The organism is Streptomyces sp. NPDC058457, assembly GCF_042720695.1.
In the GTDB taxonomy this organism is placed as follows: Bacteria; Actinomycetota; Actinomycetes; order Streptomycetales; family Streptomycetaceae; genus Streptomyces.
Map to the genome: position 1 here is coordinate 18,071 of NZ_JBHXLU010000105.1, position 23,700 is coordinate 41,770.

A 23,700-nucleotide genomic window follows, 5' to 3' on the forward strand; every position below is an offset into this window, starting at 1 on the left:
GGGGAGGGACGGGTCATGAGAGTCAGCGTTTTCGGGCTCGGCTACGTGGGCTGCGTATCAGCCGCGTGCCTGGCCGGCATGGGTCACGAGGTCATCGGGGTGGACGTGAACCAGGTGAAGGTCGACCTGGTCAACGACGGCAAGGCCCCGGTGGTGGAGGAACGTATCGGCGAGCTCATCGCCGAGGTCGTGCGGACCGGAGCGCTACGTGCCACCGGCGACGTCCGCGAGGCGATCATGGACAGCGAGGTGTCACTGGTCTGCGTGGGTACGCCGTCGGAGCCCAACGGCAGCCTGTGCACGACGTACTTGGAGCGGGTCACCGAGGAGATCGGCGCCGCGCTGGCCGAGCGGGGCGGGCGGCACACCGTCGTGTTCCGCAGCACCATGCTCCCGGGCACCTGCCTGAACCTGCTGGTACCGATCCTGGAGAAGCACGTCGGCGGTCTGGCCGGGGTGGACATCGGGGTCGCGGTCAACCCGGAGTTCCTGCGCGAGGGCACCAGCGTGCGGGACTTCTTCGACCCGCCCAAGACCGTCGTCGGCGAACTCGACCCGGCAAGCGGCGACGCGGTGCTGGCGCTGTACGACGGCCTGCCCGGCGAGGTGTTCCGGGTGCCGGTCCCGACGGCCGAGGCCATCAAGTACGCGGACAACGCGTTCCACGGCCTCAAGATCGGCTTCGCGAACGAGCTGGGTGCGGTGTGCCAGGCGCTCGGGGTGGACTCGCACCAGGTGATGGACGTGTTCCTGGCCGACCGCAAGCTGAACATCAGCCCCGCCTACCTGCGGCCCGGCTTCGCCTTCGGTGGCTCCTGCCTGCCCAAGGACCTGCGCAGCCTGGTGCACGCGGCACAGCGGGCCGACGTCTCGGTCCCCATCCTCGCCCACGTGCTGACCTCCAACTCCGACCACCTGCAGCGTGCGGTGGGCCTGGTCGAGCGCACCGGCAAGCGCCGGGTGGGCCTGTTCGGGCTGTCCTTCAAACCCGGCACCGACGACCTCCGCGAAAGCCCCCTCGTCGAGCTGGCGGAGCGGCTCTTCGGCAAGGGCTACGACATCAAGATCTACGACGCCAACGTGAGCCTCTCCCGGCTGCTCGGCGCGAACCGCGAGTACATCGAGAGCCGGCTGCCGCATCTCGCGCAGCTGCTCGCGGACTCCGTCGACGAGGTGCTCGAACACGCCGAGGTGTGCCTGGTCGGGACCAGGGACCCGGCCGTGCTTTCGGCGCTGCCCCATGGCGAAGGACCCGTGATCGTCGACCTCATCCGCCTACCCGACGCGGAGACGCGCCGGACCGAACCGGGGTACATGGGCCTTGCTTGGTAACGCAGTCAGCGGCGACGGGTCCGACCGGCGCGCGCTGATCCTGGTGGAGAACCTGTCGGTGCCGTTCGACCGGCGGGTGTGGCAGGAGTGCACGACGCTCCGCGACGCGGGCTGGACGGTGCACGTCATCTGTCCGCAGGGGAGCAAACGCGACACGGAGCCGGAGGCGGAGATCGACGGGGTGCGGATCCACCGCTACCCGTTGCGCGCGGCCACCGGAGGGCCGGCCGGCTACCTGAAGGAGTACGGCTCGGCGCTCTGGCACACGGCCCGGCTGGCCCGCAAGGTCGGCCCGGTCGACGTGGTCCACGCATGCAACCCGCCCGACCTGCTGTTCCTGCCGGCACTGTGGCTGAAGCGGCGCGGCGCACGGTTCGTCTTCGACCAGCACGACCTGGTACCCGAGCTGTATCTCTCCCGGTTCGACCGCGGCAAGGACCTGCTCTACCGCGCCGTGTGCGCACTGGAACGGCGGACCTACCGGGCCGCGGACGTCGTCCTCGCCACGAACGAGAGTTACCGGGACGTCGCGGTGCGCCGCGGCGGCCGGCGGCCGGAGGACGTCTTCGTGGTGCGCAGCGCGCCCGCGATCGAGCGGTTCCAACCGGTGCCGCCGGAGGAGGAGTTGAAGCGCGGCAAGCCTCATCTGCTGTGCTACCTCGGCGTCATGGGCCCTCAGGACGGCGTCGACTACGCCCTTCGGGCCCTCGCCAAGCTCCGCGACGAGCTCGGGCGGACCGACTGGCATGCCGTGTTCGTCGGCTCCGGCGACGCCTTCGACGCGATGGTGGAGCTGTCCCGGCGGCTCGGGCTCGACGACCAGGTGCAGTTCACCGGGCGCATCCCGGACGCCGACCTGGTGCGCTACCTGTCCACCGCGGACGTCTGCCTCTCGCCCGACCCGCGTAATCCGCTCAACGACGTGTCGACCATGAACAAGGTCCTCGAGTACATGGCGATGGGCCGGCCGATCGTCTCCTTCGACCTGAAGGAGGCGCGCGTCTCCGCCGGTGAGGCCGCCGTCTACGCGCCCGCCAACGACGAGGCCGAGTTCGCCGAGCTCATCGCGCTGCTTCTGGACGATCCGGACAAGCGGGCCCGGATGGGCAAGATCGGCCAGGAGCGGGTGAGCGGACCGCTCTCCTGGCGCAACTCGCAAGCGTCGCTGCTTGCTGCCTACGCCGCCGCCTGCCGTGACACCCCGGTGTCGGCGGCCGATCAGGTTCGAACAAGGAAGAGGCAGCGCAGTTGAGCGAGGAATCGATACGTCTGGTCACCATCGGGCGGATATTCCGCCGGCGCTGGCGGCTTCTGGCCGTCTTCGCCGTCGTGGGCGCACTCGTCGGCTACGGCGCCTCGGTGGTCTTCCCACCGACGTACACGACGTCGGCGTCGGTCCTGCTGCCGGGGCAGTGGGAAGAGCGCGAGCTGCTGACCCAGGTCGACATCGCGACCAGTTCGACGGTGGTCGACCGCGCGGCCGCCACGCTCCGCTGGAAGGACGTCAGCGACGCCGAGCTGCGGGACCGGGTGACCGCCTCGGCCGCCGACGGGAACATCATCAAGATCTCGGGTACGGCCGACACCCCGAAGCGGGCGCAGCAGCTCTCCGACCAAGTGGCCCAGCAGTTCGTCAGGTTCGCCTCGCGGATCGCGGGCGGCGGCACCGACTCCGCGGCGGCCACGGAGTCCGAGGCGCTGCGGAAGCAGGTCGAGGAGGCCAACCGCCGCATCACCGACCTGGCCAACGCGGCCGATCCGGGGCAGACCGTGGAGGGCGTGCAGGCCCGGACGGAGCTCGAAAAGCTGAGCACCTCGCTGGAGGAGGCCATGACGAAGCTGGACGAGGCCAACCCGGCGAACAACAAGGCCGGCATGGTCGTCATGGGGCCGGCGGCCCGGCCGACCGGCCAGGCGCCGCCGACGAGGATCCAGCTCATCGCCGCCGGAGCGCTGCTGTTCTTCCTGCTCGCGGTCGTCGGCCACCTCACCGCCGCACGCATGAACCGCCGGCTGCGCACCGAACCGGAGATCACCGCGGCGCTGGGTTCGGCGCTGCTGGGCACGGTGGAGGTGCCCGAGGGAGGGCGCGGCGCGCACCGGCCGGAAGCCGGTGCCCGAGGGAGCCGGCTCCGCCGGCTCCTCGGCGCCGACACCCGGTGGGACCTGCCGACCCCGCCGAGGTCCGACGACGAGGCCGCTCGACGTATCCGCTACCGGCGGGTGTGCGCCCGCCTCCGTGACCAACTGCCCGCCCCCCGGCGGCTGCTGGTGGTCGTACCGGACGGCGACGGGATCGCCCGCCGGGCCGCCGGACAGCTTGCCGCCGAGGCCAAGAGCGATCCGCAGCTGCGGGTGGTGGAGGTCTCGGTGGACCGGCCGATCGTGCCGGACCGCGACACCGAGTCCGGCGCCCTCGTCGTCCTCAGCGCGGGCAGCTGGACCGCGGAGGAGCTCGCCGGTATCGCCGAGGCGTGTGCGGACGGCCGGCACGAGATCCTCGGCATCGTCGTCGCCGACCCGGTCCGCGCCCGTGAGACACGGTCCGCCGGCCACCACCCTCCGGACGACGCCACTCTCGCACTCGCGGTTCGCGGCCAGGCCACAGGAGGTTCAGCGTGACGACCAGCACGACCGCGGAGTCGTCGGCCGCCACTCCGCTTCTCGACCTCCAGGCCCTGGTGGTGGCGGTGCGCAGGCGCCGCCGCCTCTGGTACGCCACGGCACTCCTCGGCCTGCTGGGGGGCTCCGGGCTGGCGGTCGCGATGCCGCCGGCGCCGACCGCGGTGACCGAAGTACTGGTCGCGCACGAAGCGGACCAGCCGAACGACACCGGAACGCTGATCCGCACCGACGTCCAGCTGCTCCAGACCACACAGATCGCCGGCAAGGCCCTGCGGTCCCTCAAGTCCACCGAGAAACCGGAGGACTTCCTGCAGGAGTACAAAGGTGCCGGGCTGACCAACAACCTGCTGCAGATCACCGTGACCGGCGACACCGACGCCCACGCGGTGGCCCGGGCCAAGGCGCTGGCCGACGCGTTCGTCGCGGACCACGTGCAGCGGATGCAGCGGACCGCGCAGGCCGAGGCCCAGGCCCTGCTCGACCAGCGTGACCGCATGCGGGACGAGCTCGCCCAGGTCAACAAGGAGATCGGAAACCAACAGGCGGACAGCGACCCGAAGGCGTCGGCGACCCTCGAATCGCTCTTCGCCCGCCGTGCCGAACTCAACTCACGCATCTCCGACTTCGACGAGCGCGCCGCGGACGCGCGGACCGGCGCACCCCAGGTCGTCGCCGGCACGCAGATCGTGGACACCCCGCGCGCACTGCGGCACTCCCTGCCCAAGGCCGTCGCCACCGACTCCGCGATCGGCCTCGTCCTCGGGCTCTTCCTCGGGCTCGCGCTGGCCGCGGTCGGCACGGTGGTGGCGGACCGCCCCGTGCTGCGCCGGGACATATCGGCGAACCTGGGCGCCTCGGTCATCGCGGAGCTGCCCCGCCGGCCGGGCAGGCCGTGGCAGCGCCGACGCACCCGGCTGACCCGCGAACGGCTCGCCGCGTCCCTGGCCCGCACCCTGCGCGGCTCCACGGAACCGGTGTCGCTGCTGGAACTGGGCTGTGCGCGCGCCACGAGCGTGATCGCCCTGGACCTCGCCAGGAACCTGGCGGCGGAGGGGCCGGTGACCGTCGTCGACGCGCTGCCCCGCCAGCAGTTGGCGGGCCGACGCCAGAAACCGGGCGACCCGACCGTGGTCGGCGCCGAGCAGGCCGCGACGGTGCCGCCCCAGGAGCGCAGGATCGGCGTCGGCTCGGTGGCGCCCGGCACGGCGTGGACCGACCTCCAGTACCTCGGCACCCAGACCGTCCTCGTGGTGCGGGCCGGACACGGCAGCGCCGCATGGCTGCACACCGTGGCGCGGCAGCTCGCGGACCAGCGCATCCCGGTGATCGGTGTGGTGCTGATCGACCCCGACCCGCGGGACCGGACCGACGGCACCCTGTGGGACGGGCTGCAGACCGCGCTGCGCGGCCGGAGCGAGCGGCCGGCCACCCAGGCGGGGACGGGGTCGGGGACGGGCCGGCGGCGGACGGAGCGGCAGCCGGTGTGGGCCGCCCGCGGCCCGGAGAACGAGCAGGAGGTGCGCTAGCACATGTGCGGCATCGCAGGCACCTACCGATGGCCGGACGGAAAGCTCGTGACCGACCGGCTCACCGACACCCTCGCCCACCGCGGTCCGGACGGGGCGGGCCGGTACAGCCACCCCGTGGGCGACGGCGAAGTCCACCTCGGGCACCGCAGGCTGGCCATCATCGACCTGTCCGACACCGGCGCCCAGCCGATGGTCTCGGACGGCCTCGTCCTGACCTACAACGGCGAGCTGTACAACGCGCCCGAGCTCCGGGCCGAGCTGGAAGCCACCGGGGTGCGCTTCCGCGGCACCTCCGACACCGAGGTGCTCCTGGAGGCCTGGCGGCGCTGGGGCACGGACTGCCTGCCCCGGCTGCGCGGCATGTTCGCGTTCGGCGTCTTCGACGAGCGCACCGGCGACCTGGTGCTCGCCCGCGACCAGCTCGGCATCAAGCCGCTGTTCCTGCTCCGGCGCGGCGGTGGCCTGGTGTTCGCCTCCGAGCTCAAGGCGCTCTCCGTCGCCACCGGCCGGTCGCTGCAGGTGGACCCTGCGGCGCTGGTGGCCTCGCTGCTGTACTACTGGGTGCCGGACTCACGGTGCGCGTTCAGCGAGGCGGAGAAGCTGGAGCCCGGCAGCTGGCTGAGGTGCCGGCCCGACGGCCGGGTGGAGCGCGGCCGGTTCTGGAACCTGAAGGACGTCGCCGCCGAGGGCCGGGAGCGGGCCCGGGCCGGCGAGACGCCGGACCTGGCCGCCGTCGTCGAGGACTCGACCCGGCGCCACCTGCTCTCCGACGTACCCGTGGCGACCTTCCTCTCCGGCGGCCTCGACTCCAGCTACCTGACCGCGCTGGCGGCCCGCCACCAGCCGGGGATCTCCGCCTACACGATCGGGTTCCGTGCCGAGGACGCCAGGTTCGAGGCGATGCCGGACGACCTGCGCTACGCCCGGCAGGTCGCCGAGCAGTTCGGCGTCGACCTGCACGAGATCGAGATCGCGCCGAACGTCCTCGACCTGCTGCCGCAGATGACGTACCACCTGGACGAGCCGATCGGCGACCCCGCCGCGATCAACACGTACCTGATCTGCTCGGCCGCGCGAGAGGCCGGGGTGAAGGTGATGCTCTCCGGGATGGGCGCGGACGAACTGTTCGCCGGGTACCGCAAGCACCTGGCCAACCTGATCGCGCTGCGCTACCAGCGCGTCCCGCGGCCCCTGCGGCGCGGGGTGTCCGCGGCCGTGGACCGGCTGCCGGTCGCGACGAGCCGCCGGGGGTACCGGTCGGTGCGCTTCGCGAAGCGGTTCCTCTCCTTCGCCGACCTGCCGGAGGAGACCGCCTTCCGGCGCAGCTACACCATGTACGACCAGGACGAACTGCTCGCCCTGCTCGATCCGGACCTGGCCGGGACGGTCGAGGACGTGCTGACCGAGCACGCGGACGTCTACGCGGACAACGACCTCGACGACTTCGTCAACCGCATGTGCCTCACCGACGCCCGGATGTTCCTGCCGGGCCTGAACCTCACGTACACGGACCGCTCCAGCATGGCCGCCTCCACCGAGGTCCGCGTGCCGTACGTGGACGTCGAGGTGGTCAGGGCCGCGTTCACCGTGCCCGGCGACCGCAAGATCGTCGGACGGCAGGGCAAGGCCGTCCTCAAGGAGGCGGCCACCTCGGTCCTGCCCCGGGAGATCGTGTACCGGCCCAAGGGCCTGTTCAGCGCCCCGCTGCGGGCCTGGATGAGCCGGGATCTGGCACCGCTGGTCCGCGAGGTGGTCAACGACGGCGAGCTCGTCCGTTCCGGGTTCCTGCGCCGTGACGCGCTGGCGCGCATGGTCGCCGAGGACGCCGCCGGGCAGCAGGACTACTCCAAGCATCTGTGGCACGTACTGACCCTCGAGTACTGGTATCGCGACGCGACCTCCGGGTCCGGCCAGAGCACTCGGTTGACGGCTTAGGAATTCAGGAGTTCGGGTGAAGCAGGTTGTGCAGAACTACAAGAGCGGCGAGCTGGCGGTGCTCGACGTTCCGGTGCCGGGGTGCAAGCCGGGCGGTGTGCTGGTCCGCAGCGCCTACTCGCTGATCTCCACCGGCACCGAGCTCATGAAGGTGTCCGAGGCCGGCATGTCGATGCTGGGCAAGGCCCGCTCCCGGCCTGACCAGGTGGCCAAGGTCATGCAGAGCGTGGCCACCAACGGGGTGCCCGCCACCTACCGCAAGGTGATGGGCAAGCTGGACTCCTATACACCGCTGGGCTACTCGTTGTGCGGGGTCGTCGAGCAGGTCGGCGCCGGTATCGACGACGTGAAGGTCGGCGACCTCGTGGCCTGCGCCGGCAACGAGCACGCACTGCACGCCGAGTTGAACTGGGTGCCGAAGAACCTCTACACCCCGGTACCGGACGGCCTCGCGCCGCGCCACGCCGCCTTCGGCACAGTCGGGTCGATCGCGATGCAGGGCGTCCGCCAGGGCGAGCCGCAGCTCGGCGAGGTGGCCCTGGTCATCGGCCTCGGCCTGATCGGGCAGCTGGTGGTCCAGCTCCTGGCCGCCGCCGGAGTCCGCGTCGTCGGTGCCGACCCCGACCCGACGCGCTGCGAACTCGCCGAGCGTCTGGGCGCCGTGGCCTGCGGCGACCCCTCCTCCGCGGTCGTGGAAACCGCCGTCGCCGAACTCACCGACGGGCACGGTGTGGACCAGGTGTACCTGGCCGCCGGCGGCGGCAGCAACCAGCCCGTCGAGCTGGCCGCCCGGCTCTGCCGGGACCGCGGCCGGGTCGTCGACATCGGCAAGTGCCGCCTGGACCTGCCGTGGAACGCGTACTACGAGAAGGAACTCGACGTCCGGTTCTCGCGGTCGTACGGCCCCGGGCGCTACGACCCGGAGTACGAGCTGGAGGGACGCGACTACCCGATCGGCTATGTGCGCTGGACCGAGCGCCGCAACCTCGCGTGCTTCCTCGACCTCGTCGCCCGCGGCCGCGTCGACGTGGAGCCCCTGGTCTCCCATGTCGCCGACTTCGACGACGCGGTCGAGACGTACCGGCGGCTGAAGGACGGCGAACTGAAGGCCGTGGCCGTGCTCTTCCGCTACCCCGAACAGGCGGCGGAGGCGGCGGAAGGGGAGGCGGCGGCCCCGTCGGTGGCCGTGCCCGCGGTGCGCCGCGGCGGGGGAGCGCCCGCCCCGGCCCGGGCCGCCAAGTCACCGGTGCGCCTCGCGTTCGTCGGCGCGGGAAACTACGCGACGTCGATGCTGCTGCCGCACCTGGCCCGGCGCGAGGGCGTCGAGCTGTCGACCGTCGTCACCACGACGGCGCTCTCCGCGGCCAACGCGCAGCGGAAGTTCGGCTTCGCCGAGGCGACCACCGACCTCGACGCCGTGCTCGGCGACAAGTCCGTCGACGCGGTGTTCGTGGTCACCCGGCACAGCTCGCACGCCGAACTGACCCGGAAGGCACTGCTGGCCGGCAAGACGGTGTTCGTGGAGAAGCCCCTCGCCCTCACCGAGGACGAACTGGCCGGCGTGCTCGCGGCGGTGGAGGAGTCCGGCAACGACCGGATACAGGTGGGCTTCAACCGCCGGTTCGCGCCGCTGCTGCAGGAGGCCAAGGAGCGGTTCGGCGTCCGGACCGGTCCGGCGAGCCTGCGCTACCTGGTCAACGCCGGCCAGTTGCAGCACGGCAGTTGGTACCTCCGCCAGGGCACCGAGGGCTCACGGTTCGAGGGCGAGGGCGGGCACTTCGTGGACACGGCGAGCTGGCTGCTCGACGCCGACCCGGTCTCGGTCTACGCCGTCGCCACGTCCGGCAGCGACGACCTGCAGGTCGTGCTCCGCTACCCGGACGGGTCCACGGCCGCCATCAGCTACGTCACCACCGGCGCGCCCGGCTTCCCCAAGGAGACGCTGGACCTCCTCGCCGACGGCAAGGTGCTCAAGCTCGACGACTTCGTCCGGGCCTCGGTGTACGGCCGCAAGCGGTGGGTCAGTTCGCGGCTGCCCAAGGCCCGGGACAAGGGCCAGAACGCCGAACTCGCCGCGTTCATCAAGGCCGTGCGGACCGGTGGACCGATGCCGGTGCCGCTCGAGTCGCTGGTCGCCACCACGGCGGCCACCCTCGCCGTGCGGAGTGCCCTGGCCTCCGGCGAGCCGGTGACGTTGGAGCGGACGCGATGACCATGAGCGCGAGCTGGTACCTGCGACGGCTGTCCCGGATGGGGCCGCGGGAGGTCGCGGGCCGGGCGGGCGACACGGTGCGCAGACGGCGGTGGCGGTCCGCGCGGCCGGACAGCCCGAGCGTGACCGGCGCCCGGTTCACCGCCGTACTGCCCGCCGGGACGATCGCCGCGGTGCCCCCGGACGCCGCGAAACGTCTCGTCGCCGAGGCGGACCGCCTGATGTACGGGCACGTCGAGTACTTCGGGGTGGTCCGCGACGACCTCACCGACCCGGACTGGTGGTGCGACCCGAAGACCGGGCGCCGGGCGCCGTGGGGCTACGCCTTCGACGTGCCGTACCGGAACGAGGAGGCGGTCGGGGACATCAAGCAGATCTGGGAGCTGTCCCGGCACCAGTACCTCACCGTGCTCGCCGCCGCCTACGCGGTCACCGGGAACGAGCGGTACGCCGAGCGCGTGGCCGAGCATCTGCGGTCGTGGTGGACCGCCAACCCCCCGCTGCGGGGCGTGCACTGGATCAGCGGCATCGAGCTGGGCATCCGACTGCTGTCCTGGGTGTGGATCCGCCGCCTGCTCGACGACTGGCCGGGCGCGGCCGGGCTGTTCGAGGACAACCCGGTGGCACTGAACCAGATCTGGCACCACCAGCGCTGGCTGGCCGCCTTCCCCAGCCGGGGGTCCTCGGCGAACAACCACGTCATCGCCGAGGCCGCCGGGCAGCTCGCGGCGGCCTGCGCGTTCGGCTGGTTCCCCTCCTCGGAGCGCTGGCGGGCCGACGCGCTTCGCTCGCTGGAGCGGCACCTGCGCAGCAACACCTTCGCCTCCGGCCTCAACCGCGAGCTGGCCACCGAGTACCACGGACTCGTGCTGGAACTCGGCCTGGCCGCGGTCGCCGAGGCGGATGCCGCAGGCGTGCAGGTCCCTTCGACCGTCCGGCTGGTGCTGCTGCGGATGACCGACGCACTCGCGGCCGTCGTGGACAGCCGGCTGCGGCCGCCGCGCCAGGGGGACGCGGACGACGGGCACGGTCTGGTCGTGGACGGCGCGGGCACCGACCGCTGGGGCTCGCTGCTTGCCACCGGCGACGCCGTGTTCGGCCGGCTCGACTGGTGGCCGGCGGTGACCGGCACCGATGTGCGCACCCCGCTGCTGGCCGCGCTCATCCAGCCGTACTCGAAGGACGGAACCGCACCGGCCGTGTCCCGCCCGGCTCGCCGGCCGGCCCACTTCGCCGACGCGGGGCTGAGCATCCTGCGCGGTCCGGGAGAGATCTGGTGCCGCTGCGACGGTGGTCCGCACGGCTTCCTGTCCATCGCCGCGCACGCCCACGCGGACGCGCTGTCCGTGGAGGTCCGGCACGACGGGGTCGACGTGCTCGCCGACCCGGGGACGTTCTGCTACCACGGGCAGCCCGAGTGGCGGCAGTACTTCCGGTCGACCCTCGGCCACAACACGCTGCAACTGGACGGCGGTGACCAGTCCGTCTCCGGCGGCCCCTTCCTGTGGACCCGGCATGCCCGCACCCGCGTCCTGACGGCGGACACCTCCGGCGAGGGCGTGGCTCGCTGGTGCGCCGAGCACGACGGGTACCAGGGCTCCGTGCACCGCCGCCGGGTGGAGCTGACGGCCGCGAGCCAGGAGCTGAAGGTGGTCGACGAGGTGCGCGGCCCGCACCGGACCGTGCAACTGGCGTTCCACCTCGGCCCGGCGATCGCCGCGGACCTGGTGGGGAACCGGGCGGTGCTCACCTGGATCCGGGACGGCGAGGGGCGCTCCGCGGTGCTCGACCTGCCCGGGCAGCTGTCCTGGCGGGCGCATCGCGGCGAGACCGCCCCGCCGTTGGGCTGGTACTCCGAGGGATTCGGGCGCAAGGAACCCACCACAACCCTGGTCGGTACCGGCACCGCCGACGGCGCGGGCGGGTTCACCACCGTGCTCAGGTTCGGCGGCTAGGGGGGCACGTGGGGATCAAGAGGCGGCACTGGGCGTTGGCGGCGGCACCGCTGGCGCTGGCCCTGCTGACGGCGACCGGCTGCGACAGCACGTCGAGTGCCCCGACAGCGAAGCCGACCGCCGCGCCGTCCACGTCGACGTCCACGTCCGCGGCCCGAACCGTGGCCCGCGTGTGCGCCAACCCCGTGGCCGGGCCGGCGAAGGCGCCCGCGGGCGCGGTGACGGTCGACCCCGCGGTGGTCGGTGACCTGGAGTCGAAGACCAAGAGCAGCCCTCCGAACACCACGTTCTGGCTTCGACCGGGCAAGCACCGACTCGCCCCGGACCGCTACGCCCAGGTGATCCCCAAGAAGGGGGACCGCTACCTCGGTGCGCCGGGCGCGGTGCTCGACGGCGGGAAGAAGAACCAGTACGCGTTCGCGGGCACCGCCCCCGACGTCACCATCCGCTATCTCACCGTGCAGCGGTTCGTCGCCCCGCAGAACGAGGGCGTGGTCAACCACGACTCGGCCGACGGGTGGGTGATCGAGCACGCGACGATCCAGGACAACTCCGGGGCCGGGCTGATGGCCGGTGCCCACCAGCAGGTCCGCTCCAGCTGCCTGCGCGACAACGGACAGTACGGAATGAACGCTTACAAGGGTGGCGGCGGCATCAGCGGCCTGGTGGTCGAGGACAACGAGATCGTCGGCAACAACACCGACAACTGGGAGCGGCGGCAGGAGGGCTGCGGCTGCACCGGCGGCATCAAGTTCTGGGCCGTCGACGGCGCCGACGTACGCGGCAACTGGGTGCACGGCAACCACGGAGCAGGGCTGTGGGCGGACACCGACAACAACGACTTCCTCATCGAGAACAACGTGCTGGAGGCCAACGACGGTGCCGCGCTGATCTACGAGACCAGCTACAACGCGGTCATCCGGAACAACACGATCCGGCGGAACAACTGGGCCGAGGGCCGCAGGTACGCCGACCGCGGCGACAACTTCCCGTACGCGACGATCTACCTGTCCGAGTCCGGCGGCGAACCACGGGTCCGGGCCCGCACCGACAAGATCGAGATCTACCGGAACGTGCTGGAGAACAACTGGTCCGGGATCACCCTGTGGGAGAACGCCGACCGTTTCTGCAACAGCCCGGCCAACACCTCGTCCGGTGACTGCACGCTGCTGGTGAAGAACGCCCGGAGCTGTGCGAAGCCGGCGATCGACAAGGCACCGCTCTACGCCGACTGCCGATGGAAGACCCAGCGCGTGGACATCCACGACAACCGCTTCGTGCTCGACGAGTCCGTGGTCAAGTGCACGGAGATGTGCGACCGCATGGCGGTGCTGTCCAACTACGGAACCTATCCGGACTGGTCGCCGTACAAGGGCGAGAAGGTGGCCGAGGCGATCACCCACAAGCAGGACAACCGATGGCACCACAACGTCTACCTCGGACCGTGGGAGTTCGTCGCCTACGACCCGAGCCGGGTGCTCGACTTCGACGAGTGGCAGGGCATGGACTACCGGCAGGACGCGGGCAGCACTCTCGACCCAGGGGCCGGTGGTTGAGATGGAAGCGCAGATGAACAAGGAGCCGGACACGCGGTCCGGCGCCGAACCGGGCTCCGCCGGCACTCCGAGGCTCGTCGGCATCGTCTGGGGGCTGCTGGTCCTCAACACCCTCGGCTCCGCCGGGGCGAAGACCATCGTCCCGCTGCCCCGCTCCCTCATCCAGATGGTCACCATGGGTGCCCTGGTCGCCGCGTTCGCGCTGGCGCTCACGGTCAATGTCCGGCTGCGCATCCGACCCAGCGCCTACCTGCTCCTGCTCACCCTGCTGCTGGTGACGAGCGTGATCTCCAGCGCGAACCTGGAGTCCGGCTTCGGCGCGCTGTTCCGCTGCTTCCGGCTGACTCTCTTCGTCGGCACACTGTGGCTGCTCAGCCGCTGGTGGGACGGCAGCCTGACGTTCGTCCGCCACCACATCCGGGCGTACTTCGCGGTGCTCGGATCGGTGGCCGCCGGCCTCGTCGTCTCACCGGGCGCGGCCCTGCCCGACCTCTACGGCGGACGCCTGGTCGGCGCGTTGTGGCCGCTCACCCCGCCGCAGATCGGGCAGTACGCTGCGGTGATCATCGGGCTCACCGTGCTGCTCCTGCTGGGTCACAGGACCGACCGGACCAGCGCCGTGGTGGTCATCGTGCCGTCCTTCGTGCTGCTCGCGCTGACCCATACCCGCACGGCCACGCTCGGCCTGCTGCTCGGGCTGGCGCTGGCGATCGGCTCGCTCATCCTGACCAGCGCGGCCGCCCGCCGGTTCTTCACCTGGGCGGTGCTGTGCGGCGCGGTGGCCGCCGTGGGCTTCGCCTCCGCCCTGCAGACGTGGTTCCTGCGCGGACAGACCAAGGAGAACTTCTCCAGCCTCACCGGCCGGGCCAAGGTCTGGGACGCCCTGCTCGCCGCGCCCCGGTCCACCTCGGAGAAGCTGCTCGGCGTGGGCCTGGGCGACAAGTCGTTCGGCGGGCTGCCGATCGACAACAGCTGGCTGGCCGTCTACAACGAGCAGGGCCTGATGGGCGTCACCCTCGTCGCGGTGATCATCATCGTGCTGGGCGCCGTGGCATTGCTGCGGCCACCGTCGCTGCAGCGGGCCTGCGCGATCTTCCTGATCAGCTACTGCGCGATCGCCTCGTACACCGAGGCCGGTCTCGGCGACGCCTCGCCGTATCTGCTGCATCTGGCCCTGGCCGCCTCGCTGCTGGCGTCACCCGCCGCGGCGACGTCCCCTGCCGCGCCCGGGGCCTCTCGACCACTCGCCCAGGGAACGGAGGTGACCTGAGCATGCACGTCCTCGTGGTGCACAACCGCTACGCCTCGGCGCAGCCGAGCGGGGAGAACAAGGTCGTCGACCAGGAGGTGGAGCTGCTGCGCGCGGCCGGCCACCGGGTCGAGGTGTTCGAGCGGCGCAGCGACGACATCGCCGGCCGGTCCCTCCTCGGCAAGGTCGCGGTGCCGCTCCTCGTGCCGTGGAACCCGGCGGTCCGCACGGAACTCGCCGCCCGGCTGCGCACCGAGCGGCCGGACGTGGTGCACGTCCACAACGTCTTCCCGCTTTTGTCGCCCGCGGTCCTCGCCGCGTGCGCCGACGCCGGTGTGCCCGCCGTCGCCACGCTGCACAACTACACCCAGGTCTGCCCGCCCGGCACGCTCCAGCGGGACGGCCGGCCGTGCACCGAGTGTGTCGGCTCCGCGGCACCCCTGCCCGCCGTCCGGCACGGCTGCTACCGGAACTCCCGCCTCGCGACCGTGCCGCTCGCGGTCAGCATGTCGGTCAACCGGCGGCGGTGGTGGTCCGGCGTGGAGCGGTTCCTCTGTATCTCCGCGGCACAGCGCGACGTCCTGGTGCGGTCCGGGATGCCGGCCGAGCGGCTGGCGGTGAAGCACAACTTCGTGCCCGACCCGGGCAGTTGCCGGGAGGGCGAGGGAGAGCACCTGCTCTATCTCGGCCGGCTCGCGGAGGCCAAGGGCGTACGGCTGCTCATGGCCGCGTGGGACGAGATCGCGGCGCGCGGCGGGTTGGGCGTGCCGCTCGTGATCGCCGGCACGGGGCCGCTGGAGCGAGAGGTGACCGCCTGGGCGGCGGACCGGGACGACGTCCGCTACGTCGGCCTGCTGGATGTGGCGGAGTGCCGCAAGGCCGTCGCGCGGTCGGTCGCCGTGGTGGCTCCCTCGACGTGGCTGGAGGCGTTCGGGCTGGTGGTCGTGGAGGCGATGGCGGCCGGGGTGCCGACCGTCGCCGCCGGCCACGGCGCCTTCGTCGAACTCGTCGAGGACGGCGTCACCGGGCTGCTGCACCGGCCGGGCGAGCCCGCCTCGCTCGCGTCCTGCATACGCCGGATCGCGGCCGAGCCGAACCGCAACCGGGAGATGGGCCAGGCAGCCCGCCGCCGCTACGAGCAGGGCTTCAGCCCGGCCGTCGGCCTGGAGCGCCTGCTGGAGGAGTACCGCACCGCGATCGCGGCTCGGTCAGCACAGGCTCGTGGCGGGGAGACCCGCGCGAGCAGGGGGGATGGGGACAGCAGATGACACGATGCCGACTCTGCGGCTCGGAAGCGATGGCGAGCGTCGTCGACCTCGGGGCGACGCCGCCGTGTGAGAGCTTTCTCGCCGCGGACCAACTGGATGAGCCGGAGCCGGCGTACCCGCTGCACCTGCGGGTCTGCACCGACTGCTGGCTCGCGCAGATCCCTCCGCTGATCACGCCGGAGGAGACGTTCAAGGAGTACGCCTACTTCTCCTCCTACTCGACCTCCTGGGTGGAGCACGCGCGCACGTTCGTCGCCGGCGCCGTGGAGCGGCTTCCGCTCGGCCCCGACGCCTTCGTGGTCGAGGTGGCGAGCAACGACGGCTACCTGCTGCGGCACGTGGTGGACCGGGGGATCCGCTGCCTCGGCATCGAGCCGTCGGTGAACGTCGGCGCCACGGCACGGGAAGCGGGGGTGCCCACGCTCACGGAGTTCCTCTCCCCGGACACCGGCGCGGCCGTCCGCGCGGAGCACGGCCCGGCGGACCTGGTCGTGGCCAACAACGTGTACGCGCACATCCCCGACGTGGTCGGCTTCACCCGGGGGCTGCGCGCGCTGGTCGCCGACGACGGCTGGGTCTCCATCGAGGTGCAGCACCTGCTGACCCTGATCGAGGAGAACCAGTACGACACGATCTACCACGAGCACTTCCAGTACTACACGGTGGCTTCGGCGATCCGGGCCCTTGCGAGCGGCGGACTCGCGCTCGTGGACGTCGAGCTGCTGCCCACGCACGGCGGCTCCATCCGGCTGTGGGCCCGCCCGGCCGAGGCGGCCGACGAGCCGACCCAGCGGGTGGCCGACGTACTCGCCCGGGAGAAGGCCGCCGGGCTGCAGGAGCTCTCCGGGTACGCCAAGTTCTCCGCCCGGGTGGCGAAGGTGCGCCGGGACCTGCTGCGGTTCCTCATCGACGCGGCCGACCGCGGTGAGACGGTCGTCGGCTACGGCGCCCCGGGCAAGGGCAACACCCTGCTCAACCACTGCGGCATCCGCCCCGACCTGCTCACCTACACCGTCGACCGCAACCCCTACAAGCACGGCAGGTTCACCCCGGGCACCCGCATCCCGATCCTGCCGCCCGAGCGGATAGCCGAAGACAAACCCGACTACGTCCTCGTCCTGCCGTGGAACCTGCGGGCCGAACTGGTCGAGCAGCTGTCCTTCGTGCACGAGTGGGGCGGCCGGCTGGTCTTTCCCATCCCGGAACTGAGCATTGTCGAGGCCGCGAAAGAGGTCACAGCATGAAGGTCGTCCTGCTCTGCGGCGGTTACGGGATGCGGATGCGCAGCGGTGCCTCCGACGACGTGCCCAAGCCGATGGCGATGGTCGGCCCGCGACCGCTGATCTGGCATGTCATGCGCTACTACGCGTACTTCGGGCACACGGAGTTCATCCTGTGCCTCGGCTACGGGGCCCACCACATCAAGGACTTCTTCCTCAACTACGAGGAGACGACGTCCAACGACTTCGTGCTGCGGGGCGGAAAGACCGAGCTGCTGTCCACCGACATCGCCGACTGGACGATCACGTTCGCGCAGACCGGTATCGAGTCACCCATCGGGGAGCGGCTGCGCCGGGTACGGCACCACCTGGACGGCGACGAGATGTTCCTCGCCAACTACGCCGACGTGCTCACCGACGCCCCGCTGCCGGAGATGATCGACAAGTTCGCCGCGCGCGACGCCGGGGCGTCGATGATGGTGGTGCCACCGCAGTCGTCGTTCCACTGCGTGGAGCTGGGCGAGGACGGCCTGGTGGGAGGCATCACCGCGGTGAGCGAACTGCCGCTGTGGGAGAACGGCGGCTACTTCGTGCTCCGCCAGGAGGTCTTCGACCACATACCGGAGAACGGCGACCTGGTCGCCGACGGATGCGCCCAACTGGCCAAGCGGGGGCGGCTGGTGGCGCATCAGCACCGCGGCTTCTGGAAGCCGACCGACACCGTGAAGGAGCGGGCCGCGCTCGACGAGGCCTACGCCCGGGGCGACCGCCCGTGGGCCGTGTGGGAGCGGGACACTGCCGGAGCCAGAGCGTGATCCGGCTCGGGGCCGGACCCCTGGACCGGATCGTCGCGGTGGGCGCGCACTGCGACGACATCGCCATCGGCGCCGGCGGCACCCTGCTGACGCTGTGCCAGGCGCGGCCGGGCATCCGCGTCGACGCGCTGGTGCTCTCCGGCGGCGGCAGCGAGCGCGAGCAGGAGGAGCAGGCCGCGCTCGCCGCCTTCTGCCCGGGCGCCGACCTGCGGCTGACCGTGCTCAAGCTGCCGGACGGCCGGCTGCCGGCGCACTGGGAGGAGGCCAAGGCCGCGGTCGAGGAGCTGCGCGAGCGGACCGACCCGGATCTGATCCTCGCGCCGCGCACCGACGACGCGCACCAGGACCACCGCGGCCTGGCGCGGTTGCTGCCCACCGCGTTCCGTGACCACCTCGTGCTCGGCTACGAGATCGTCAAGTGGGACGGTGATCTCGGCCGGCCGTCGGCGTACCAGCCGCTGGCGCCGGAGACCGCCGAACAGAAGGTGCGGCTGCTGCAGGAGCACTACCCCTCGCAGCGGCACCGGCCCTGGTACGACCGGGAGGCCTTCCTCGGCCTCGCCCGGATCCGCGGCATCGAATGCCACGCGCGCTACGCCGAGGCGTTCGCCGTCACCAAACTCACGCTCAACCTGGGGGGTTGAACAACCTTGCGCGTACTACTGACCGGACACCAGGGCTATCTGGGCACCGTGATGGCCCCGGTCCTCACGGCCGCCGGACACGAGGTCGTCGGCCTCGACGCCGGCCTGTTCGCCGACTCCGTCCTCGGCCCGGCCCCCGCCGACCCGCCCGGGCACAGGGTGGACCTGCGCGACGTCACGGCCGAGCACGTCGCCGGGGTGGACGCCGTGATCCACCTGGCCGCGCTCTCCAACGACCCGCTCGGCTCGCTGGCACCGGAACTCACCTACGACATCAACCACCACGCGTCCGTGCGCCTTGCCCGACTGGCCCGCGACGCCGGAGTACGGCGCTTCCTGTACGCGTCGACCTGCTCGGTCTACGGCGCCGCCGGCGGCGACGACCTGGTGGCCGAGGACGCCCCGCTGCGCCCGGTGACGCCGTACGCGGAGTCGAAGGTGCGGGTGGAGGACGACCTGCACGAGCTGGCCGACGGCGACTTCACCCCGGTGTTCATGCGCAACGCCACCGCTTTCGGTTTCTCGCCCCGGCTGCGCGCCGACATCGTGCTGAACAACCTGGTGGGCCACGCGCTCCTTTCCGGCGAGGTGCTGGTGCTCTCCGACGGCACCCCCTGGCGCCCGCTGGTACACGCCGCCGACATCGCGCGGGCCTTCACGGCCGCGCTGACCGCGCCGCGCGAGGCGGTGCACGACCGGGCGTTCAACATCGGCAGCGAGATCAACAACGTCACGGTCGCCGAGATCGCCGAGCAGGTCGCCGAGGCGGTGTCCGGCTCCAAGGTGGTGATCACCGGCGAGAACGGCGCCGACCCGCGCTCGTACCGGGTGGACTTCGCCCGGTTCCGCGCCGCGATACCCGGCTTCGACTGCGAGTGGACGGTGCAGCAGGGCGCGCTCGAACTGGCCGACGCCTACCGGAAGTTCGACCTGACCCGGGAGGACTTCGAACAGCGCTTCACCCGGCTCGCCGTGCTGCGCGCGGCGTCCGACGCCGGCACCGTCGACGACACCCTCAGGTGGCGCCGGTGACCGACGTGAGCGAGGAGATGTACGCGCTGGTGGAGCGGATGTACCCGCTCTGCCGGAGCATCACCGGCGACGGCGTGCGCGCCACCCTGGACATCGTCGGGGAGTACATCCCGCTGCAGGTGCACGAGGTGCCGACCGGGACGCAGGTGCTCGACTGGACGGTGCCGCAGGAGTGGAACATCCGGGACGCGTACATCGCCGACTCCGCCGGCCGGCGGGTCGTCGACTTCGCCGCGTCCAGCCTGCACGTGCTCGGCTACAGCGTGCCGGTGTCGGCGACCCTGCCCCTCGCCGAACTCCGCGGACACCTGCACACCCTGCCGGACCACCCGTCCTGGGTGCCGTACCGCACCAGCTACTACAAGCCGGAATGGGGATTCTGCCTGGCCCAGGAGACCCTGGACGCGCTGCCGGACGGCGACTACGAGGTACGCATCGACTCCACCCTCGCGGACGGCCACCTCACCTACGCCGAGTACGTGGTCCCCGGGCAGGTCCCCGACGAGGTGATCGTCTCCTGCCATGTCTGCCACCCGTCGCTGGCCAACGACAACCTGGCCGGCATCGCGGTGGCGACGTACCTGGCCCGGGCCCTTGCGGAGCAGCCGACGCACTACACCTACCGGTTCCTGTTCGCGCCCGGCACCATCGGGGCGATCACCTGGCTGGCCCGCAACGCGGAGCGGGTGGACCGGGTCAAGCACGGCCTCGTGCTCGCCTGCGCCGGAGACCCGGGGCAACTGACGTACAAACAGAGCAGGCGCGGCGACGCGGAGATCGACCGGGTGCTGCAGCACGTCCTGACCGCCTCCGAACGCCCGCACCGCGTCACCGAGTTCACCCCGTACGGCTACGACGAGCGACAGTTCTGCTCGCCCGGGTTCAACCTGGGCGTGGGCTCGCTCACCCGGACCCCGTACGCCGGCTACCCCGAGTACCACACCTCGGCGGACAACCTGGACTTCGTCTCCCCGGCGGCGATGGCGGACACCCTTGCCGTCTGCCGCGAGGCGTTCGCCGTCCTCGACCGCAACCGGCGGTACCTCAACCTCAGTCCCTACGGCGAACCGCAACTGGGCCGGCGCGGGCTGTACGACGCCCTCGGCGGCCGCAGTGACACCAAGCAGGCCCAGATGGCCATGCTCTGGGTGCTCAACCTCTCCGACGGCGAGCACAGTCTGCTGGACGTCGCCGAGCGGTCCGGGCTCCCGTTCGACACCGTCGCCGGCGCGGCGAGCGCGCTGCACGGCGCCGGGCTGATCAAGGAATGACGCCGATGACCACCCAGGGGGAGAATCTGCAGAGCACGGCGCCACCGGCCCGGTCCGCCAAGCGGGCTCTGGTCGGCCGGCTGTCCTGGGGACTGGCCGACCAGGCGGCCTCCAGCATCAGCAACTTCGCGGTGGGCATCTACGTGGCCCGCTCGCTGGGGGTGACCGCGTTCGGCGTGTTCAGCCTGGCCTGGGTGACCTACGGCGTGGTGCTCAACGTCTCCCGCGGCCTCGCCACCGACCCGCTCGTGGTGCGCTTCAGCGGCGTGCCGAACGCCTCCTGGCGCGGGGCGGTGGCCCGCTCGACCGGTACCGCACTCGGCGTCGGTACGGCCCTCGGCGTGGTGTGCCTGGCGGCCGGGCTCGGCCTTGGCGGCCGCGTGGGGCCCGCGTTCGCCGCCCTCGGAGTCATGCTGCCGGGGCTGCTGCTCCAGGACGCCTGGCGGTTCTCGTTCTTCGCCGCCGGCGCCGGGCGGAAGGCGTTCGTCAACGACGTCGTGTGGGGCATCGCGCTCGTCCCGGCCATGGTGGTGGCGGCCCGCGTGGACAGCGTGGCCGCCTTCGTGCTCGCCTGGGGCGCGTCCGCCACGGTGGCGGCGGGGTACGGCTACCTCCAGTCCGGCATCCGGCCCCGGTTGGCCGAGGCACGGCGCTGGCTGCGCGAGCAGCGTGATCTCGGCTACCGGTACCTGGTCGAGAACGTCAGCCTCAGCGGCGCGAGCCAGCTGCGGGCGTACGGGCTCGGCGTGATCGTCGGGGTGAGCGCGGTGGGCGCGGTGCGGGGCGCCGAGCTCCTGATGGGCCCGTTCCTCGCCGTGCTGATGGGTCTTTCGCTGGTCACCGTCCCGGAGGCGGCCCGGGTGCTGCGGCGGGCCCCGCACCAACTGGGCAGGTTCTGCCTCCTGCTCGGCGGGGGGCAGGCCGCCGGAGCGCTGCTCTGGGGCTCGGCGCTGCTGCTGATGCCGGGCCGGCTCGGCGAGCTGGCGCTCGGCGACGTCTGGCACTCCTCCTCGCACCTCATCGTGCAGATCACCCTCAGCGTCGCGGGAGCGGGCCTCGGCACCGGTGCGGCGGCCGGGCTCCGCGCACTCGGCGCGGCCCGGCGCAGCCTGCGCTGCCAGCTGTTCGCCTCCGCCTGCTACGTCGGCGGCGGGCTCGGCGGCGCGGCCGTCGCCGGCACGGCCGGCTCGGCCTGGGGCGTCGCCGCCGCGACCGTCAGCGGCTCGGCCGTGTGGTGGCTGCAACTGCGGTCCGCCCTGCGCGAGCACCACCACAACCGCATCCCCGAAGTGAGGACCCCATGACCGCCCGACCCAGGCTGAGCATCGGCCTGCCCGTGTACAACGGCGAGGAGTACCTGGCCGAGTCGTTCGACGCCCTGCTCGGCCAGACCTACGAGGACTTCGAACTGGTCGTCTCCGACAACGCCTCGACCGACGGGACCGAGGACATCTGCCGCAAGTACGCCGCACAGGACTCCCGCATCCGGTACCACCGGCTGCCCCGGAACATCGGCGCCACCCCGAACCACAACCACGTGTTCGCCGAGTCCCGCGGCGAGCTGTTCAAATGGGCCTCGCACGACGACCTCTACGGCCGCGACCTGCTGCGGCGCTGCGTGCAGGCGCTGGACGAGCGCCCGGACATCATCCTCGCGCACACCGGCCAGGCCGTCATCGACGGGGACGGCCAGGTGACGGTCCCCTACGAGTACACACTGGCCACCGACTCGCCGCACGCACCGGAGCGCTTCCGCAGCCTGCTGTTCGAGCCCGGTGGCGACGACTTCTACGGGGTGATGCGGGCCGACGTGCTGCGCCGGGTGAAACCGATGGACAGCTACCACCACGCGGACCGCACGTTCGTCGCCGAGATCACCCTGCACGGGCCCTTCCACCAGGTGCCGGAGCTGCTGTACTTCCGCCGCGACCACCCCACGCGAGCCGAGCGGGCCAACCCGTCCAAGCGCTCCCGGTGCGTCAACCTGGACCCGCGCCGGGCCGGCCTGCTGCACCCGACGCCCCGGCTGCTCGCCGAGTACGTCTGGGGCTTCGCCTCGGCGATCCGGCGGGCGCCGCTGTCCCCGGCCGACCGGCGCGCGTGCTACCGCCACCTGGCCGCGTGGATGACCAGCCGGGTCCGGCCGGGCGCCGGCGAGCGGGTCGAGGACCGTGCACCGGTCGACCCCGCCCTGCTCACGGTCTCCGTCGACGCCCTCGTCGCAGGCCGTGAGGGGAGGCAGGGATGACCTCCGCGGACGGAAAGCCGGTGCGCGTCGGGGTGTTCGGCCTGCTCGGCTCCGGCAACCTCGGCAACGACGGATCGCTCCAGGCCGTGCTCGGATACCTCCGTGCCGAGCACCCGGAGGCGGTCGTGGACGCGCTGTGCGGCGGGCCCGAGGCCGTGACGGCCCGGTTCGGGATCCCCGCCACGCGGCTGCACTGGAACCGCGCGGAATACCGGACCGCGTCACGTGCGGCCGCGATCGCGGCGAAGGGGCTCGGCAAACTCGTCGACGTCTTCCGCACCGCCGCCTGGGTGCGCCGGCACGACGTGGTGATCGTGCCGGGCATGGGCGTCCTGGAGGCCACCCTGCCGCTGCGGCCGTGGGGCTTCCCGTACTCGCTGTTCCTGCTCTGCGCGAGCGGCCGGCTGCTGGGCACCAGGGTCGCGCTGGTCAGCGTCGGCGCCGCCGAGATCCGCAACAGGCCGACCCGCGCCCTGGTCCGCTGGTCGGGGCGCCTGGCCGCCTACCGGTCCTACCGGGACGCCCAGTCCCGGGACGCGATGCGGGCGATGGGCGTGGACACCACGCGCGACGAGGTCTACCCGGACCTCGCCTTCTCCCTGCCGACACCGCCGGCGAGCACGCCCTCCGGCTCGCCGGGCCCGGTCTGCCTCGGTGTCATGGACTTCCACGGCGGCAACGACGACCGCGCCCGGGCCGACGAGATATACCGGCGCTACCTCGACGGGACGATCCGGTTCGTCCGCGTGCTGGTCGAGGAAGGCAGGCCGGTCCGGCTGCTCACCGGCGACGACTGCGATGCCTCGGTG

18 protein-coding genes are annotated in these 23,700 nt (G+C 72.0%); all 18 read left to right on the forward strand.

The window, feature by feature from the left end:
- The first annotated feature begins 15 nt into the window (after window positions 1-15).
- The gene (locus tag ACFWPS_RS46125) at window positions 16-1,332 is read left to right on the forward strand and encodes a nucleotide sugar dehydrogenase (protein WP_383718110.1); all 1,317 of its coding nucleotides are present in this window, start codon (window positions 16-18) and stop codon (window positions 1,330-1,332) included.
- Window positions 1,322-2,584: a glycosyltransferase family 4 protein gene (locus ACFWPS_RS46130; RefSeq protein ID WP_383718113.1), complete on the forward strand. Its 1,263-nt coding sequence runs from the start codon at window positions 1,322-1,324 to the stop codon at window positions 2,582-2,584. Before ACFWPS_RS46125 ends, ACFWPS_RS46130 begins: the two co-directional genes overlap by 11 nt.
- Window positions 2,581-3,954, forward strand: a complete 1,374-nt coding sequence (locus ACFWPS_RS46135; protein WP_383718115.1) for a Wzz/FepE/Etk N-terminal domain-containing protein — start codon at window positions 2,581-2,583, stop codon at window positions 3,952-3,954. Before ACFWPS_RS46130 ends, ACFWPS_RS46135 begins: the two co-directional genes overlap by 4 nt.
- Entirely contained in the window at window positions 3,951-5,483 is a 1,533-nt protein-coding gene (locus ACFWPS_RS46140; protein ID WP_383718119.1) for a Wzz/FepE/Etk N-terminal domain-containing protein, read from the forward strand. Before ACFWPS_RS46135 ends, ACFWPS_RS46140 begins: the two co-directional genes overlap by 4 nt.
- 3 nt (window positions 5,484-5,486) lie before the next feature.
- On the forward strand, window positions 5,487-7,421 hold the full coding sequence (gene asnB / locus ACFWPS_RS46145) for an asparagine synthase (glutamine-hydrolyzing) (protein WP_383718123.1): 1,935 nt from the start codon (window positions 5,487-5,489) through the stop codon (window positions 7,419-7,421).
- A 16-nt stretch (window positions 7,422-7,437) separates the two neighbouring features.
- On the forward strand, window positions 7,438-9,633 hold the full coding sequence (locus tag ACFWPS_RS46150; protein ID WP_383718126.1) for a bi-domain-containing oxidoreductase: 2,196 nt from the start codon (window positions 7,438-7,440) through the stop codon (window positions 9,631-9,633).
- Window positions 9,630-11,588 carry an alginate lyase family protein gene (locus ACFWPS_RS46155; RefSeq protein ID WP_383718128.1) on the forward strand — a complete coding sequence of 653 codons (1,959 nt, stop codon included), beginning with the start codon at window positions 9,630-9,632 and terminating at the stop codon, window positions 11,586-11,588. The genes ACFWPS_RS46150 and ACFWPS_RS46155 overlap by 4 nt, the downstream gene beginning before the upstream one ends.
- Before the next feature lie 8 nt (window positions 11,589-11,596).
- Window positions 11,597-13,144 carry a right-handed parallel beta-helix repeat-containing protein gene (locus tag ACFWPS_RS46160; RefSeq protein ID WP_383718131.1) on the forward strand — a complete coding sequence of 516 codons (1,548 nt, stop codon included), beginning with the start codon at window positions 11,597-11,599 and terminating at the stop codon, window positions 13,142-13,144.
- 13 nt (window positions 13,145-13,157) lie between these two features.
- Window positions 13,158-14,414 carry an O-antigen ligase domain-containing protein gene (locus ACFWPS_RS46165; protein ID WP_383718134.1) on the forward strand — a complete coding sequence of 419 codons (1,257 nt, stop codon included), beginning with the start codon at window positions 13,158-13,160 and terminating at the stop codon, window positions 14,412-14,414.
- A 2-nt stretch (window positions 14,415-14,416) separates the two neighbouring features.
- Entirely contained in the window at window positions 14,417-15,661 is a 1,245-nt protein-coding gene (locus ACFWPS_RS46170; RefSeq protein ID WP_383718136.1) for a glycosyltransferase, read from the forward strand.
- On the forward strand, window positions 15,658-16,905 hold the full coding sequence (locus ACFWPS_RS46175; RefSeq protein WP_383718139.1) for a class I SAM-dependent methyltransferase: 1,248 nt from the start codon (window positions 15,658-15,660) through the stop codon (window positions 16,903-16,905). The genes ACFWPS_RS46170 and ACFWPS_RS46175 overlap by 4 nt, the downstream gene beginning before the upstream one ends.
- On the forward strand, window positions 16,902-17,696 hold the full coding sequence (locus ACFWPS_RS46180) for a sugar phosphate nucleotidyltransferase (protein ID WP_383718142.1): 795 nt from the start codon (window positions 16,902-16,904) through the stop codon (window positions 17,694-17,696). Before ACFWPS_RS46175 ends, ACFWPS_RS46180 begins: the two co-directional genes overlap by 4 nt.
- Entirely contained in the window at window positions 17,693-18,340 is a 648-nt protein-coding gene (locus ACFWPS_RS46185) for a PIG-L deacetylase family protein (protein WP_383718146.1), read from the forward strand. Before ACFWPS_RS46180 ends, ACFWPS_RS46185 begins: the two co-directional genes overlap by 4 nt.
- Before the next feature lie 6 nt (window positions 18,341-18,346).
- Window positions 18,347-19,372, forward strand: coding sequence for an NAD-dependent epimerase/dehydratase family protein (locus tag ACFWPS_RS46190; protein ID WP_383718148.1), 1,026 nt, complete (start codon window positions 18,347-18,349; stop codon window positions 19,370-19,372).
- Window positions 19,360-20,643 carry a DUF4910 domain-containing protein gene (locus ACFWPS_RS46195; protein ID WP_383718150.1) on the forward strand — a complete coding sequence of 428 codons (1,284 nt, stop codon included), beginning with the start codon at window positions 19,360-19,362 and terminating at the stop codon, window positions 20,641-20,643. Before ACFWPS_RS46190 ends, ACFWPS_RS46195 begins: the two co-directional genes overlap by 13 nt.
- Entirely contained in the window at window positions 20,640-21,947 is a 1,308-nt protein-coding gene (locus ACFWPS_RS46200; protein WP_383718153.1) for a hypothetical protein, read from the forward strand. Before ACFWPS_RS46195 ends, ACFWPS_RS46200 begins: the two co-directional genes overlap by 4 nt.
- Complete coding sequence (locus tag ACFWPS_RS46205) at window positions 21,944-22,891, forward strand: glycosyltransferase family 2 protein (protein ID WP_383718156.1); 948 nt, start codon at window positions 21,944-21,946, stop codon at window positions 22,889-22,891. The genes ACFWPS_RS46200 and ACFWPS_RS46205 overlap by 4 nt, the downstream gene beginning before the upstream one ends.
- Window positions 22,888-23,700: polysaccharide pyruvyl transferase family protein (locus tag ACFWPS_RS46210; RefSeq protein WP_383718160.1), on the forward strand; the 813-nt coding region annotated here is incomplete at its 3' end. The genes ACFWPS_RS46205 and ACFWPS_RS46210, both read left to right, overlap by 4 nt.

What these genes read in the sequence shown, in the direction of transcription:
- ACFWPS_RS46125 (WP_383718110.1), top strand. Translation starts at nt 16, where the DNA reads ATGAGAGTCAGCGTTTTCGGGCTCGGCTACGTGGGCTGCGTATCAGCC.
- ACFWPS_RS46170 (WP_383718136.1), top strand. Translation starts at nt 14,417, where the DNA reads ATGCACGTCCTCGTGGTGCACAACCGCTACGCCTCGGCGCAGCCGAGC.
- ACFWPS_RS46200 (WP_383718153.1), top strand. Translation starts at nt 20,640, where the DNA reads ATGACGCCGATGACCACCCAGGGGGAGAATCTGCAGAGCACGGCGCCA.
- ACFWPS_RS46155 (WP_383718128.1), top strand. Translation starts at nt 9,630, where the DNA reads ATGACCATGAGCGCGAGCTGGTACCTGCGACGGCTGTCCCGGATGGGG.
- ACFWPS_RS46175 (WP_383718139.1), top strand. Translation starts at nt 15,658, where the DNA reads ATGACACGATGCCGACTCTGCGGCTCGGAAGCGATGGCGAGCGTCGTC.
- ACFWPS_RS46180 (WP_383718142.1), top strand. Translation starts at nt 16,902, where the DNA reads ATGAAGGTCGTCCTGCTCTGCGGCGGTTACGGGATGCGGATGCGCAGC.
- ACFWPS_RS46205 (WP_383718156.1), top strand. Translation starts at nt 21,944, where the DNA reads ATGACCGCCCGACCCAGGCTGAGCATCGGCCTGCCCGTGTACAACGGC.
- ACFWPS_RS46165 (WP_383718134.1), top strand. Translation starts at nt 13,158, where the DNA reads ATGAACAAGGAGCCGGACACGCGGTCCGGCGCCGAACCGGGCTCCGCC.
- asnB (WP_383718123.1), top strand. Translation starts at nt 5,487, where the DNA reads ATGTGCGGCATCGCAGGCACCTACCGATGGCCGGACGGAAAGCTCGTG.